The sequence below is a fragment of the Caballeronia sp. LZ032 genome (genome assembly GCF_031451315.1).
Lineage (GTDB): Bacteria > Pseudomonadota > Gammaproteobacteria > Burkholderiales > Burkholderiaceae > Caballeronia.
In genome coordinates, this window is sequence record NZ_JARUXP010000001.1 from 677,923 (window position 1) to 693,351 (window position 15,429).

At 68.1% G+C, this 15,429-nt stretch carries 12 protein-coding genes; 6 read left to right on the forward strand and 6 right to left on the reverse strand.

Features of this window, described 5'->3' with window-relative positions; all coding sequences use genetic code 11:
• The first annotated feature begins 98 nt into the window (after positions 1–98).
• Positions 99–485: a hypothetical protein gene (locus tag QCE69_RS03145; protein ID WP_309929428.1), complete on the forward strand. Its 387-nt coding sequence runs from the start codon at positions 99–101 to the stop codon at positions 483–485.
• Positions 486–518: 33 nt separating this feature from the next.
• On the opposite strand, the gene gstA is transcribed toward QCE69_RS03145, so the two are convergent.
• The 4 genes from gstA to QCE69_RS03165 form a co-directional block, all read right to left on the reverse strand.
• Entirely contained in the window at positions 519–1,124 is a 606-nt protein-coding gene (gene gstA, locus QCE69_RS03150) for a glutathione transferase GstA (protein WP_309914378.1), read from the reverse strand.
• Between the two features lie 72 nt (positions 1,125–1,196).
• Positions 1,197–2,126, reverse strand: coding sequence for a bestrophin family ion channel (locus QCE69_RS03155; RefSeq protein ID WP_309929431.1), 930 nt, complete (start codon positions 2,124–2,126; stop codon positions 1,197–1,199).
• A 157-nt stretch (positions 2,127–2,283) separates the two neighbouring features.
• Complete coding sequence (gene argH / locus QCE69_RS03160; RefSeq protein WP_309929432.1) at positions 2,284–3,687, reverse strand: argininosuccinate lyase; 1,404 nt, start codon at positions 3,685–3,687, stop codon at positions 2,284–2,286.
• A gap of 77 nt (positions 3,688–3,764) precedes the next feature.
• Positions 3,765–4,571, reverse strand: a complete 807-nt coding sequence (locus QCE69_RS03165; protein ID WP_309929434.1) for a helix-turn-helix transcriptional regulator — start codon at positions 4,569–4,571, stop codon at positions 3,765–3,767.
• Positions 4,572–4,722: 151 nt separating this feature from the next.
• Between QCE69_RS03165 and QCE69_RS03170 the strand changes: the two genes are divergently transcribed.
• Complete coding sequence (locus QCE69_RS03170) at positions 4,723–5,487, forward strand: class I SAM-dependent methyltransferase (RefSeq protein WP_309929435.1); 765 nt, start codon at positions 4,723–4,725, stop codon at positions 5,485–5,487.
• 45 nt (positions 5,488–5,532) lie between these two features.
• Here QCE69_RS03170 and ppc read toward each other — a convergent pair whose 3' ends face one another.
• Positions 5,533–8,595: a phosphoenolpyruvate carboxylase gene (gene ppc / locus QCE69_RS03175; RefSeq protein ID WP_309929436.1), complete on the reverse strand. Its 3,063-nt coding sequence runs from the start codon at positions 8,593–8,595 to the stop codon at positions 5,533–5,535.
• Between the two features lie 331 nt (positions 8,596–8,926).
• On the opposite strand from ppc, the gene hemC reads away from it, so the two are divergent.
• The 4 genes from hemC to QCE69_RS03195 all read left to right on the forward strand — a co-directional run bounded on the left by hemC (position 8,927) and on the right by QCE69_RS03195 (position 14,978).
• Entirely contained in the window at positions 8,927–9,934 is a 1,008-nt protein-coding gene (gene hemC, locus QCE69_RS03180; protein WP_309929438.1) for a hydroxymethylbilane synthase, read from the forward strand.
• Positions 9,934–12,066 (forward strand): fused uroporphyrinogen-III synthase HemD/membrane protein HemX, encoded by a 2,133-nt coding sequence (hemDX, locus tag QCE69_RS03185; RefSeq protein ID WP_309929440.1) that lies wholly within the window; start codon positions 9,934–9,936, stop codon positions 12,064–12,066. Before hemC ends, hemDX begins: the two co-directional genes overlap by 1 nt.
• Positions 12,066–13,259 (forward strand): heme biosynthesis protein HemY, encoded by a 1,194-nt coding sequence (locus QCE69_RS03190; protein ID WP_309811419.1) that lies wholly within the window; start codon positions 12,066–12,068, stop codon positions 13,257–13,259. Before hemDX ends, QCE69_RS03190 begins: the two co-directional genes overlap by 1 nt.
• 162 nt (positions 13,260–13,421) lie before the next feature.
• Positions 13,422–14,978 (forward strand): GDSL-type esterase/lipase family protein, encoded by a 1,557-nt coding sequence (locus QCE69_RS03195; RefSeq protein ID WP_309929444.1) that lies wholly within the window; start codon positions 13,422–13,424, stop codon positions 14,976–14,978.
• 7 nt (positions 14,979–14,985) lie between these two features.
• On the opposite strand, the gene QCE69_RS03200 is transcribed toward QCE69_RS03195, so the two are convergent.
• Positions 14,986–15,309: a rhodanese-like domain-containing protein gene (locus tag QCE69_RS03200; protein ID WP_309914404.1), complete on the reverse strand. Its 324-nt coding sequence runs from the start codon at positions 15,307–15,309 to the stop codon at positions 14,986–14,988.
• Positions 15,310–15,429: the final 120 nt, after the last annotated feature.

The following is a 15,429-nucleotide window of genomic DNA, read 5'->3' on the forward strand; positions in this document are numbered from 1 at the left end:
CGGGGGGGGGGGCGGGCGGGGGGCCGGGGGGCCCCGCGGGGGGGGGCCCCCCCGCCCCCCCCCCCGCGGCCGGAACCTCACGTTGCACACTTCAGATCATGATCGTTCTCTATCCGTTCGCGCCTTGCGGGTCCGAATGCCTGATGGACATGGTGCGCTGCCTCGATCCGTCGGCATCCGACATGCATGCCGATCCGGCGCACGCGCTGGGCGTTGTGTGCGGCGCGCTGATTCACCTGACACGCTCGCGCGAGCATTCGTCATGGCGCGCGGCGATCTTCTTCGTCATCTCACTGGTGGGCGGTTACTACCTGTCATGCCGCGCGCTGCTGGACTGGCCGCATGTCGAGCCGTGGTTCGCGGGTTTCGTGTGCAGCGCGATGCTCGTGTCCGTGGCGATGCTGTCGTTCGACTGGACCGAGCGCCGCATCGTGCCGACGCTCGACCGCATGTACAAATGGCTGGTGCGGCGCATCTGTGGATGAAATACGCGAGTGCGCCGCACGATGCCGCGCGCTTCAGATCAGGCCTTCCGCCTTCATCGCCGCCTGCACGGCGGCCCGCGCGCCGACCCGCTCCTGATACGCAACGAGCGCCGGCCACTTGCCGAGATCGAGATCCACATGCTTCGCCCAGCCAAGCACGGTGAAGAGATAGCCGTCGCCGATGCTGAAGTCGTCGCCGAGCAGGAACTGCTTGTCATCGATGTGCTGCGCGACATACGCGAGACGGCGCTCAAGCGTGGCCATGGCGATGGCCCGGGAATCGCTGCCCACGCCCGGCGTGAAGAACGGAGAGAAGTTCTTGTGCAGTTCGGTGCCGATGAACGTGAGCCAGCTCTGCAGGCGATAGCGCGCCATCGCGTCGGCAAGCGGGGCGAGATGTCTGGCCGGCGCCTGATCGGCGACGTATTGCATGATCGCCGGACCTTCGGTCAGCAGTTCGCCGCTGTCGAGCAACAGCGCGGGAACATAGCCCTTCGGGTTGATCTGGCTGAAGTCGGCGCCGCTCGCGGTGGTCTTGGTCTTGAGATCGACGGCTTCGGTGGTGTAGGCCACGCCGGACTCCTCGAGCGCGATATGCGAGGCGAGCGAGCACGCGCCCGCCTTGTAGAACAGTTTCAAAACGTTTCCTCCGGGTTGAGAGCGCACGATTATCGACGATGTCATGCGCACCCTGCACGGGAGGACGGAAGGTCAATCGAGAATGTAGTCGGGCGTGTTCGTCGCGCAGCGTGGCGCGCGCACGAAGCCGGGGTCGGCGGCCAGGTCATGCAGCGCGGTTTCGATCCCTTCGCAGATGGTGTTCAGCGCGAGATCGTTCTCTTCGTTGCCGAACGGGTCCTCGATTTGCGCCGCGATGGCTTCGAGCGCCATGAACGCATAGGCGAGCAGCAACGCGAACAAGGGCGTGAGCAGGCCGGCGCCGTCGACGAGACCGAACGGCAGGAACGCGCAGAACAGATAGATGGTGCGATGGATCATCACCGAGTACGAGAACGGCAACGGGGTCGAGGCGAGGCGTTCACAGCCGCCGATCACATCCGACAGCACGTTCAGGTTGTGCTGGAAGGCGAGCACCGCATAGCCGTCGATGCTGCCCTCGCGCTGACGCTCCGCGACCCATTCGCCGAGCCAGAGCATGATGAGCGCCGGGCGGAAGGTGGCTGCCGCGAGGCGCGCGTGCAGCTCGGGCGGCACGCGCGGGGCGAGATCGGCGAGGGCGTCGGTGCCGCGCAGCTGGTGACGCAGCGCATGCGCGAGGGCGCCGAGCGCGGCGAGGAACTGCCGTGACTGCACCGGCTCGCGCCGAGCCGTCAGCGACAGCGCCTGTTGCCCGAGCGCGCGCGCGGTGTTGAGCAGCGCGCCCCACAGCTTGCGGCCTTCCCACCAGCGCTCATAGGCCGCGCTGTTGCGGAAGCCGAGAAACACCGCGAGCGCGATGCCCACCAGCGCGAACGGCGGCGTGCCGAGTTCGACCGGATAGGTGCGCATGGTGTCGTGCATGACGATCGCCGTCACCGACAACGCGAAGATCAGCCCGAGCCGCGGCAGAAGCTGGGGCAGCACGGAGCCGCGCCAGACGAACAACAGCCGGAACCAGTTGAGCTTGGGGCGGATGATCATGGCGTGGAGCGTGTGATGGGTGTGGAGGGCGCGACACCCGATTATCGCGAATCAGCCAGGCATTGCGCAGGGACACTGCGTCGCGGCCGGGAACGAAAAAGGCCGTTCTTGCGAACGGCCTCGGAGGGTCTTCAGGGCGCCGTGAAACCTCGCGCGCTCAGAGCGCCGCACGCGCGGCCCGTGCCGCCGCCCGCACCTGATCCGGCGCGGTGCCGCCCGCGTGGGCGCGGCTTGCGACCGAGCCTTCGAGCGTCAGATAATCGAACACGTCCTCGCCGATCAGATGCGCGACGTTCGGCAGTTCCTTGCGCATCTCGTCCAGCGACAGGTCCGCGATGTCGCATTCGCGGTCCACGCAGATGCGCACCGCATGCGCCACCGCCTCGTGCGCATCGCGGAACGGCAGGCCGCGCTTCACGAGATAGTCCGCGAGATCGGTGGCGGTGGAGAAGCCCTGCAACGCGGCGGCGCGCATCGCCTGCGGCTTCACCGTGATGCCCGCGGCCATCTCCGCGAAAATGCGCAGTGTGTCGGCAACCGTATCGACGGTGTCGAACAGCGGCTCCTTGTCTTCCTGATTGTCCTTGTTGTAGGCGAGCGGCTGGCCTTTCATCAGCGTGAGCAGCGCCATCAGGTGGCCGTTCACGCGGCCGGTCTTGCCGCGCGCGAGTTCCGGCACGTCCGGGTTCTTCTTCTGCGGCATGATCGACGAACCGGTGCAGAAGCGGTCGGCCAGATCGATGAAGCCGACGCGCGGGCTCATCCACAGCACCAGTTCCTCGGAGAAGCGCGACACGTGCGTCATGACGAGCGCCGCGGCCGCCGTGAATTCGATCGCGAAGTCGCGGTCCGACACGGCGTCGAGCGAGTTCGCGCAGATGCCCTCGAAGCCGAGCGTCTTCGCAACCGCCTCGCGGTCGATCGGATAGCTCGTGCCGGCCAGCGCCGCCGCGCCCAGCGGCAGGCGGTTCACGCGCTTGCGGGCGTCGCGCATGCGTTCGGCGTCGCGCGAGAACATCTCGACGTAGGCGAGCAGATGGTGGCCGAAGGTCACCGGCTGCGCGACCTGCAGATGCGTGAAGCCGGGCATGATGGTGTCGGCGTGTTGCTCGGCCATGTCGATCAGCGCGCCGCGCAGATCCTTCAGCAGCTCGCCGATGCGGTCGATCTCGCCGCGCAGCCACAGGCGGATGTCGGTCGCCACCTGGTCGTTGCGCGAGCGGCCGGTGTGCAGGCGCTTGCCGGCGTCGCCGATCAGCGCGGTCAGGCGCGCCTCGATGTTCAGATGCACGTCTTCCAGGTCCAGCTTCCACTCGAACTCGCCGCGCTCGATCTCGCCCTTGATCTGCGCCATGCCGCGCTCGATGGCCGCGAGGTCGTCGGCGCCGATGATCTTCTGTGCCGCGAGCATCGAGGCATGCGCGAGCGAGCCCTGGATGTCGACGAGGGCGAGGCGCTTGTCGAAGAATACCGATGACGTATAGCGTTTGACGAGCTCCGACATCGGCTCGGAGAAGCGCGCGGACCAGGCCTCGCCTTTTTTGTGGAGTTGGGAACTCATGGTGATGTGCTGTGCTGTGGCGGTCGGAGGAAGCGGCGCGAGGAGCCGCCGGAAGACTGGGATTTTAACAAAAGGCGTCACGCTTCCCCGACGAGGATCACGAGCTTCAGATCTTCGCGATGCGCCGGCTTGAAGGTGATCTGGTTGAACACCACGCGGCCGCGCGCCGGATGATTGAATGCGCGTTCGCCGCCTTCGCGCTCGAACACGTCCTGCGACGCCCAGTAGCGCGCGAACGCGTCGCTCGCGGCGCTGAGGGTGTCGATCAGCGCGCGCGTGGGCGGATCGTTCAGATGGCGGATGGAATCCGCCCGGAACTCGGCCGCGAGCCGCCGCGCGCGCGTGTCCCAGTCGACGATCAGCTCGCGCGCCGCCGGCGACGTGAAGGTGTAGGTCAGCAGGTTGCGGTCGTGCGCGCCGTCGAGCCAGCCGACGAACAGCTCCGCCGCCGGCGCGTTCCAGCGCAGCGCGTTCCATTGCCGGTCCAGTACGTAAGCCGGCGCGCCGATCAGGCCGACCGTCTGCAGCAGCGCGGCGGGCGCGTCCTGGCTGGCGGGATCGGGCTCGGCGGGATCGCGCTGCGCGGCCAGCTCGAACAGATAGGCGCGTTCGGCGCGCGACAGCTGCAACGCGACGGCGATGCGCGCGAGCGCGTCGGCAGAGGCGGACACCGGGCGGCCCTGTTCGATCCAGGTGTACCAGGTGGGACTCACGCCGCACAGTTGCGCCACTTCCTCGCGGCGCAGGCCGGGCGTGCGGCGGCGCGGTCCGGCCGCCAGCCCGACGGCCTGCGGCGAGAGGCGTTCGCGATGCGCGCGGATGAACTCGCCGAGCGCGCGAGCGGGTGTTTCGGCGAGGATGTCGTGTTTCTCGATGGAGCTCATGCAAGGCGCTGAAAACGGGGTTCAGCGATGACAGGTGGTGGAGATACCAGAATAACTGCTTGACTTGTACCGGTACAGGGCGAGTTCTATTGTAGCGGCTTGTAGCGCCAGACCTTCCCCACACCTCCCCACACCGAACCGGAGATTCGCCATGAAACACCACGATCAGGTCGCGGACGCCTTCGGCAGCACGGCTGCCGCCTATCTCACGAGCGCCGTCCACGCGAGCGGCGCGGATCTGCAGACGCTCGCCGCGACCTTCGCGGCCACCTGCGGCAACGCGACGGTGCTGGACATGGGCTGCGGCGCAGGCCACGCGAGCTTCGCGATCGCGCCGCACGTGCGCGAGGTGGTGGCGTACGACATCGCGCAGCAGATGCTGGCGACGGTCGAAGCCGCGGCGCGCGAGCGCGGGCTCACGACGATCCGCACGCAGCAGGGCGCGGCGGAAACGCTGCCGTTCGCGGATGCGTCGTTCAACTGGGCGGTGAGCCGCATGAGCGCGCATCACTGGCGCGACGTGCCGGCGGCGCTGCGGGAGGTGCATCGGGTGCTGAAGCCGGGCGGGCGGCTGCGCTTCATCGACATCGCGGGGATCGACGATCCGCTGTACGACACGCATATCCAGGCCATCGAAATACTGCGCGACGCCTCGCATATCCGCGACTATCGCGCGGACGAATGGCTCGCGATGCTGGATGCCGCCGGCTTCGAGGCGCGTGTCGGCGAACGCTGGCGCATTCCGCTCGGATTCGATGCGTGGGTAACGCGGATGCGCACGCCGCCCGAGCGCGTGACGGCCATTCGCTCGATGTGGAACAGCGCGCCCGACGAAGTGCGCCAGTATTTCAGCGTGACGGAGGATGGCTCGTTTGAACTCGATGCGATGCTGATCGAGGCGCAGAGGCGCGACTGAGGTCAGCGGCGCCGTGGTGCTGCCCGCACACGGCGCCGCCACGCATCAGCCGGTGTTGCGCAGGCCGGCCGCGATGCCGTTGATGGTCAGGTGAATGCCGCGCCGCAGCCGCACGTTTTGATCGCCCGCGCGATGCCGCTTGAGCAGCTCGACCTGAAGGTGATTGAGCGGATCGAGATACGGGAAGCGGTTCTTGATCGAACGCGCGAGCAGCGGGTTGTCGGAGAGACGTTCGCCGCGGCCGGTGATCTCCGCGAGCACGGCGCACGTGCGCTCATGCTCCGCGACGATGCGCTCGAACACGTGCTTGCGCAGCTTCTTGTCGCTGACGAGCTGCGCGTAGCGCGACGCGACCGCGAGATCGGTCTTGGCGAGCACCATGTCCATGTTCGACAGCAGGTTCTTGAAGAACGGCCAGGTCTTGCACATCTTGCGCAGCAGGGCGAGCCGCTTGCCGCGTTCTTCCTCGGAGCCGGTCTTGTCCAGATACGCGCTCACCGCGCTGCCGAACCCGTACCAGCCGGTCAGCAGCAGGCGGCACTGTCCCCACGAGAAACCCCAGGGAATTGCGCGCAGGTCCTCGATCTTGCGCTGCTTCGGATCTTGCATCTTGCGCGAGGCCGGCCGGCTGCCGATGTTCAGCTCGGCGATCTCGGCAATCGGCGTCGAGGAGAAGAAGTAGTCGGTGAAGCCCGGCGTCTCGTAGACGAGCGCGCGGTACGCGGCCATCGCCGCATCCGAGAGCGTCTGCATCACTTCTTCGAATTGCGGCAGCTGCGCGGGCGCGTTTTCATGCGGCAGCAGCGAGGCTTCCAGTGTCGCGGCGACCACCGTCTCCAGATTGCGCCTGCCGATTTCGGGATTGCCGAACTTGCTCGAAATCACTTCGCCCTGTTCGGTCAGGCGGATCTGCCCATCGACGGTGCCGGGCGGCTGCGACAGGATGGCCTGGTAGGTCGGGCCGCCGCCGCGTCCCACCGTGCCGCCCCGGCCGTGGAACAGGCGCAGCGTCGTGCCGCGTTCCTTGAACAAGGTGACCAGCGCCAGTTCCGCGCGATACAGCTCCCAGTTCGACGTGAGAAAGCCGCCGTCCTTGTTGCTGTCGGAATAGCCGAGCATCACTTCCTGCTCGTTGCCCTGGTTGCGCACCAGCGCATCGATGCCCGGCAGCGCGAAGAACTCGCCCATGATGACCGGGGCATTGCGCAAGTCGGCGATGGTTTCGAACAGCGGAATCACCATCAGGCCGTCGCGCGCGGAATCTTCCCGGTTGCCAAGGCAGCCTTGCAGCACGCCGGTTTCCTTCTGCAGCAGCATCACTTCCAGCAGGTCGCTGACGGTTTCCGTATGCGAAATGATGTAGTTGCGCACGGCGCGCGCGCCGAACTTGCGACGGGTTTCGCGCGCCGCTTCCAGCACGCCGAGCTCGCTTTTTGCGAGATCGGAATAGTCGGCGTACGGCAGGCGCAGCGGACGCGGCTGGGCCAGTTCCTTCAGCAGCACCGCGCGCTTTTCTTCCTCGGAGAGCGCCGCGTAGTCGGCATTCACGCCGGCCCGCGCGAGCAGTTCGGCGATGACCGCCTCGTGGATGTCCGAGCTCTGCCGCAAGTCGATGCTCGCCAGATGGAAGCCGAACACTTCGGATGCGCGTACGAGCGGCGAGAGCCGCAGGATCGACATCGACGCGCCATGGTGCTCGGCGAGCGAATCGACCAGCACGTGCAGGTCGCGGGTGAATTCGGCGGCATCCGCGTAAGGCGTCGCGCGGATCTGCGGCGCGCCCGGCCCGGCGCTGCGCAGCGCCACGACGCCTTCGCCCAGCCGCACGCGCGCGCTGGCCGCGAGTCGCGTGTACATGCCGATCAGCGCGCGCCGGTACGGCTCGTCCGTGCGATGCACCGACTGGTCCGGCGAGGCGTCGGCGAGCGCCTGCAAGGCCTCGCTCGACCCGGCCAGCAGGTTCGACACCGACAGTTCCGCGCCCAGCAGATGCACCTGCTCCAGATAGTGTTCGAAGATCACCGTCGCCTGGCGCGTGATCGCGGTGTCGAGCGTTTCGCCGGTGACGAACGGATTGCCGTCGCGGTCGCCGCCGATCCAGCTGCCCATCTGGAAGAACGGCGGCAGGCGCACGGGCAGGCCGTGTTCGCCGAGCGCGGTCTCGATGTCCGCGTAGAGCGCCGGAATCTCGGCCAGGAAGGTGGCGCGGTAGTAGGACAGCGCGTTGTCGATTTCATCGGCGACCGTGAGGCGCGCGTCGCGCAGCATGCGCGTCTGCCACAGCGACGTCACGCGCGCGCGCAGCACCGCTTCGTTGCGGGCGCGTTCGCGCGCGGTCAGTTCCTGGTCGCGTTCGGCAAGCAGGCGGGCGATGTCGTGCTGCGCATCGAGGATGCTCTTGCGCGACACTTCGGTCGGATGCGCGGTGAGGACCGGCACGATCAGCGCGTCGCCGAAGAACTTGTCGAGCTGCTTGCGCGTGGCGCTGACGGTCTGCTGTTCGCGCATGCGTTCGATCGCGTAGGCAATCGTGCCGGGCTGAGAGCCGGAGCCGGCCAGCGCGTGAATGCGGCGGCGACGGTTGTGGTGACGGTCTTCGGCGATGTTGGCGAGGTGCGAAAAGTAGCTGAACGCGCGCACGACCGAGACGGTCTGTTCCGGCGACAGCGCGCGCAGCTTCTTTTCCAGCGTCTGCGAGGCCTCGACGTCGTCTTCGCGGCGGAACTTCACGGCCGTCTGGCGAATGGCTTCGACCACATCGAATACGGCGTCGCCTTCCTGCTCGCGCAGCACTTCGCCGAGCAGGCGGCCCAGGAAACGGATGTCTTCGAAGAGCGGCCGGTCCTTGTCGTCGCGCGCGCGGGTGGAGGGCTTCGACGTGGATTTCGACGCCGCGGGCGTCTTCGGCGCGGGTCTGGGGACGGACTTCAGCGCCGACTTCGAAGCGGCCTTGATGCCGGGCCGGGGTTTCGGCGCGATGGCGGCCTTCGACGCCTTGGCGACGGTGGCGGGCTGGCTGGCGCTGGCGGGTGCGGGCGTGCCGGCGGGGGAAGACTTGGGCGATGCGGCGTTGCGGCGCGCGGAGCGAGCCGATGCAGAAGACGTCACGTTGAGTTCCTCTCAGAAGCGGCAAAGCCAGGGCACATCGACTCGAAACGCCGGACCGGCGCGTTGGCCCGGCGAGAAAGCGCCGGCCGCCGAACGGCCGTGCTTCAAACTTGCGACAGCATGCCGCGCGATTCACCGCGTCGCGGCCCGCGAACCGCGGGAAGGCGGCGCGGAGCCGCCTTCCCGCTGCATCCGGACGTGCTGCGAATGCCCCGAAAGGCGCATCGGACAAGGCTTTCGCGCAATGCCGGCGGGTCGGTGAGCCGTGGCGTGCGTGCTACCATTGTTCGCTAATGTCCATTCATCAATCCCGTCATTCACTCAAGCATCAATGAATTCCGAGACGCATTCGGCGACACCGCCCGCAACCCTGACCATCGCTTCGCGGGAAAGCCGCCTTGCCCTTTGGCAAGCCGAACATGTGCGGTGTGCGCTGCACAAATTATATCCACGTTGCGACGTGAAAATCCTCGGAATGACCACGCGCGGCGATCAGATCCTCGATCGCACGCTGTCGAAGGTCGGCGGCAAGGGCCTGTTCGTGAAGGAGCTCGAAGCCGCGCTTGCCGAAGGCCGCGCCGATCTCGCGGTGCATTCGCTCAAGGACGTGCCGATGGAACTGCCCGAAGGCTTCACGCTCGGCGCCATTCTCGAACGCGAGGATCCGTGCGACGCGTTCGTCTCGCCGCACTTCGAGTCGCTCGAAGCGCTGCCGGCGGGCAGCGTCGTCGGCACCTCGAGCCTGCGTCGCGAAGCCATGATCCGCGCGCGTTTTCCGCTCCTCGACGTGCGCCCGCTGCGCGGCAATCTCGATACGCGTCTCGGCAAGCTGGACCGCGGCGAATATGCGGCGATCATCCTCGCGGCCGCGGGTCTCAAGCGGCTCGGTCTTGAAGCACGCATCCGCGCGCGTCTCGAACCGTCGCAGAGCCTGCCGGCGGCGGGGCAGGGCGCGCTCGGCATCGAAATCCGCGCCGACCGCGCGGAACTCGCCGCATGGCTCGCGCCGCTGCACGACGTGCGGACCGCGCTGGCCGTCGAAGCGGAACGGGCGGTATCGCGCGCGCTCGGCGGCAGTTGTGAAGTGCCGCTCGCCGCGTACGCCGAGTGGCAGGGCGACGCGCTGCATCTGCGCGGCGCGGTATCGATGCCGGATGGCCGGCGCGTGCTGCGCGCCGAGGAATCCGTGCGCGCGCCCGACTTGGCCGCCGCGCTCGCGCTGGGCCAGCGCGTGTCGACGGATCTCGAAGCGCAAGGCGCGCTGGAGATCGTCGCCGCGCTCGCCACCTCGCGTGCCGGCGACGGTCCGAACACGGCGCCCGCGGGGCCGCGTTCCTGATGCCGGGCCCGCGCCGCGCCACCGTCATCGTCACGCGTCCGGCGGGACAGTCGTCCACGCTGCTCGCGCGTCTCGCCAGCGCCGGATTCGACACGCTGGAATTCCCGCTGATCGACATCGCCCCCGTCGCCGACGACGCCCCGCTGCGCGCCGCGCTCGATCAGCTCTATCTGCCGCCGGATGCGCCGGAGCGTTACGCGCTGGTGGTGTTCGTGTCGCCGAACGCGATCGATCACGCGTTCAGCCGGCTCGCTGCGCCGTGGCCTGCGGATCTGCCGGTGGCGGTGGTAGGACCCGGCTCGGTGACCGCGCTCGCGCGCCAGGGCGTGCATGCGCCCGCGCAGCGGGTGATTACACCATCGGCGGAGAAAGCCGATCCCCGTTTCGATTCCGAAGCGCTGTACGCGGCCATCGAAGCGGAGTTCGGCGCCACCGGTCTCGAAGGCCGGCGCGTGCTGATCGTGCGCGGCGACGGCGGCCGCGAGTGGCTCGCCGAACGCCTGGTGGCCGCGGGCGCGCGGGTGGAGAAGGCCGCGGCGTACCGGCGCGTGCTGCCGGAGCCGTCGATGCAGAAGTGGGAGCGCGTGCACGCGCTGCTCACCGGCGAGCCGCCCATGCAGGACGTGCCGCACGCCTGGCTGCTGACCAGCTCTGAAGGCGTGCGCAATCTCAACGAACTCGCGTACGAGCATCTCACTGCCGATGAAATCGCGCGCCTGAAACGCGCGCCGCTGGTCTGCCCCCATCCGCGCATCGCCGAGGCCGCGCGGGGGGCGGGTTTTGATAGGATGACGGTGTCCGGCGCGGGTGACGACCGCATCGTCCACGCGCTGGAAACCTTGTTTCCGTCCGGCATGAGCGGCGCGGAGGCATCGGCCCAGACTCACCAGTCGCATCAAACGGCCCAGACCCACCGGCGTCCGGAGGCTGACGCAGCCGCCGGTCCGGCTTCCGAATCGGCCCCGGCCCAGCAATCGGCCCCACAACCGGCCCACCAACCGGCTCCATCACGCATGACTGATCCGAACGATTCCAAGAAAGACTCACCTCAGCCGAACGTGACACCGCCCCTGCCGCCCAACACGCCGTTCACGCCATTCGAGCAGCAGAAGCGGCGCAGCGGCGCGGGCCTCGTCCTGTTGTGGGTCGTCGTCGTCATTCTGGCGGTGGCGGCGGGCGCGGGTGCGTTCGTCCTGAACCGCAAGTTCGACCGCGCCGGCACGCAACTGTCGCAGCGGCTCGCGCAGGCGGACCAGCAGAACGCCGAGCTGCGCGCCAAGGCCGATCAGGCCGCGAGCGCCACGACCGCGCTCAACACCCAGCTCATCCAGCTGCAAGGCAAGCTCGCGGACGCCGAAGCGCACAGCCAGGCGTTGCAGCAGCAATATCAGGATCTCGCGAGCAATCGCGACGACTGGACCGTCGCCGAAGTCGAGCAGATCCTGTCGAGCGCAAGCCAGCAGCTGCAACTGACCGGCAACGTGCAACTGGCGCTGTTCGCGCTGCAAAGCGCCGACACCCGCCTCGCGGCCACCAATGGCCCACAGGTCGTGGCGATCCGCAAAGCCATCGCGCAGGACATGGACAAGCTCAAGTCCGCGCCGACCACCGACCTCACCGGTCTGGCCATCAAGCTCGATACCGCCATCGGCCAGATCGACCAGCTGCCGCTCGCCGGCGAAGCGCCGCTCGCCCGTGCGCGCGCCCAGGCCGCCGCGCCCGCCGACAGCGCCTCCATCGCCGCGGCCACCGGCGAGCCGCGCTGGAAGGTGCTGTGGCGGCAGATCACGAGCGGCATCGGCCAGCAGTTGTCGAGCCTCGTGTCGGTGCGCCGCATCGATAACGCCGACGCCATGCTCACGTCGCCGGATCAAGGCTACTTCGTGCGCGAGAACGTCAAGCTGCGGCTGCTGTCGGCGCGTTTGTCGCTGCTTTCGCGCAGTGAACCGGCGCTGAAGTCGGACCTGAGCGCCGCCGATGCCGCGCTGGCCCGCTATTTCGATCCGTCGTCGAAGAAGGTGGAAGCGGTGCGCGAACTGGTGAAGCAGGTCGACCAGGCATCGCTCGCGGTATCCGTGCCCAACCTCAACGACAGCCTCGCCGCCGTCCACCAGTTCAAGCGAGGCGGATGATGACGACTCGTGGACTCATCTGGCTTGCGCTGCTGTTCGCCGTCGCGGTGATCGTCGCGACGGTCGGCGGCTTCAACGGCGGACAGATCCTGCTGGTGATGCCGCCGTATCGCGTGGACATGTCGCTGAACCTGTTCGTGGTCGCGCTGGTGGTGTTGTTCCTGGTGCTGTACGCGCTGATCCGCGCGGCGCGCGGCGTCTGGAAGATGCCGTCGCGGGTGGCGGCGTATCGCGCGCGCAGCAAGCTGGCGAAGGCGAATGCCGCGCTGCGCGACGCGGTCGGACATCTGTATGCCGGGCGTTTTTCGAAGGCCGAGAAGGCCGCGCGCGACGCGCTCGCCGTGACCGACAACAAGGGCGCGGCCGGGCTGATCGGCGCGAGTGCGGCGCACCGGCTGCATGAATATGCCCGGCGCGACGAATGGCTTGCGCAGGTGGGCGGCCCCGAGTGGCAGGACGCGCGCCTGATGGCGACCGCCGACATGCGCGCCGACGGCCGGGACGCCGATGGCGCCCTTGTCGCGTTGACCGAGATGCAGGCGCAGGGCGGCCGGCGCATCCATGCGCAGCAGATCGCGTTGCGGGCGCAGCAGCAGTTGAAGAACTGGGGTGAAGTGCTGAAGCTCGTGCGCATGCTGGAGAAGCGCGAGGCGCTGCATCCGGCGGTGGCCGTGCGGCTGCGTCAGGTCGCGGCGGAAAACCTGCTGCGCGACCGGCGGCACAATCCCGATGCGCTCATCGAGTTCTGGCAGTCGCTCTCGGCTACCGAGCGTCAGTCGCCGCGTCTCGCCGATCTCGCTGCTGAATTGCTGATCGCGCTCGACCGTCGCGCGGAGGCGAAGAAGATCGTCGAGGACGCGCTCGCGCACAACTGGGATGCGCGGCTGTTGCGGCGTTATCCGGACTGTATCGTCGGCGGGGACGCCTTCCCGCTGATCCAGCGCGCCGAAGCCTGGCAGAAGGAGCGCAGCGAAGACGCCGATCTGCTCTTCACACTCGGCCGGCTGTGCCTGCATCAGCAGTTGTGGGGCAAGGCGCAGGCGTTCCTCGAATCGGCATTGAAGCTCGCCGACAACGAGCCGCTCAAGATCCGCACGCATCGCGCGCTTGCCCGTCTGCATGAGCAGCTCGGCGACACGCAGCAGGCCGCGGAACACTATCGCGCGAGCGCCATGGCGATGAACGTCGTGTGATCCGTGCCGCGCCGGGAAGCAAGGAAGCCGCATGAACGAACGTTCATGCGGCTTTTTTCTTGGTGGAGTGCCATGCCCACGCGCGCCGCGGGTACGACGAATGCACGATTGCCCTGCGGAAAACCGCATTGATCCGGCGTCCGGCCGGAAACGGAGGCGGATATGAAGCCGGTTCTGCGCAGGTTCGTGGCCGGGTGGCTGGCGATGGCCGCTCTTGGGTCCGTCGCGCCGAGGGTCTACGCCCAGGCGCAATGGACCGGCACGTGGTCCATCGCGCCGTCCGTCGCGTCCGACGAGGGCTTCGACAACCAGACGATCCGGCACATCGTGCATACGAGCATCGGCGGCACGGCGGCGCGGGTGACGCTCTCGAACCTGTACGGCACGCAGCCCGTGACGATCGGCGACGTGCATCTTGCGCGGCGCGCGCGCGGAGCGGGTACGGTCGCGGGCACCGATCGCCCGGTCACGTTTGGCGGCCAGGCCTACGTCACGATTCCGGCGGGCAGTTCGGTGCAGAGCGATGCCGTCGCCTTCGACGTGCCCGCGCTCGCCGATCTCGCCGTAAGCCTGCATGTGCCGTCGAGGACGCCGCGGCACTCCACCGGCCACGATCTCGGCCTGCAGGACGTCTATATCGCGCCCGGCGACGTGAGCGGCGATGCGGCGTTTTCTGGCGGCGTCGCGAATGCGGCGGGCGGGCAATCGGTCTATTTCCTGACCGGCATCGACGTGATGAACGCCGCCGCAACGGGCGCGGTGGTCGCGTTCGGCGCGTCGATCACGGACGGGTTCGGGACCACGCCGAACACCAACCGGCGCTGGCCCAACCGGCTGGCGGTGCGGCTGGCGCGCGCGGGCATGGCGGTGGGCGTGCTGAGTGAGGCCATCAGCGGTAACGATTTCTTCACGGATCAGGCGGGTCAGGCCGGACTCACGCGCTTTGCCCGCGACGTGCTGGAGCAGGCGAACGTCAAATGGGTGATCGTCTCGGACGAAGCCGTGAACAGTCTCATTCACGCCGATCCGCCGACGGCGCAGCAACTCGAAGACGCGTACCGGCGCGTGATCGGACAAGCGCACGCCGCGCAGCTCGGCGTCATCTGCTCGACGCTGACGCCGTTCCAGGGCGTCGCGGAGTGGACGCCGGCCATCGAGACCACCCGCGAGCAGATCAACGCGTTCCTGCGCGATCGCGCCGGCAGCGGCTGCGACGCCGTGCTCGATCAGGCGGGGGCAACCGGCGACGCTGGCAATCAGGCCGCGTATGCCCCGGCGTTCGACAGCGGCGACCATCTGCATCCGAACGACGCAGGCGCGCAGGCCATTGCGAACGCAGCCGATCCGGACTGGTTCGCGGCGCTGCCGCAAGTCAATGCACCGGGCGCCTGCGGCCGTCTGGCGGCAGGCGAAGGTTTCGGCGTGGGTGGATCGCTGGCGGCGTGCAGCGGCGGCGTCACGCTGACGGTGCGGGACGACGGCTATCTCGTCGCGATGCAGAACGGCGCGGTCGTGTGGTCGTCGCAGAGCGCGGGCGCGCCCGGCGCCGAAGTCCGCATGCAGGACGACGGCAATCTGGCGTTATACGACAGGAACGGGACGCGGGTGTGGCAGACCGGTACGTCGGGTCATCCGGGAGCGGTGGCGCTGATCCAGAAGGACGGCCATCTGGTCATCTATGCCGCGAACGGCACGGCGCTGTGGTCGAGCGCCGGATGACGCAGGATCAGTACGTGGGCACCGCCGGATCGACCTGACGCGACCACGCGTCGATGCCGCCGTACAGGTTGAACATCTGCGTGAAGCCGCGCGATTCCAGGAACATCGCGACCTGTGCGCTGCGCGCGCCGTGATGGCAGATGCACACGATCTGCGCGTCGTCGTCGAGTTCTTCGCTGCGGGCGGGAATGTCGCGCATCGGAATCGACACGATGTTGTCCAGCTTCGCGGTCTGGACCTCCCAGGGCTCGCGCACGTCGAGCAGGACGGGCGCGGGGCGCGAGGTATCGGCCAGCCACGCGGCAAGTTCGGGTGCGGTGAGATTTTGCATGGAGATCTTCGAAAGACGACAGCAAGGACAGCGAGGAACGGGAGCGTGGCGCCGGCCACACACAGCGCGCCCCCACGCCCCAAAAACAGGGGCACCCGCCCGCTGGCACCGGCGGGTGAG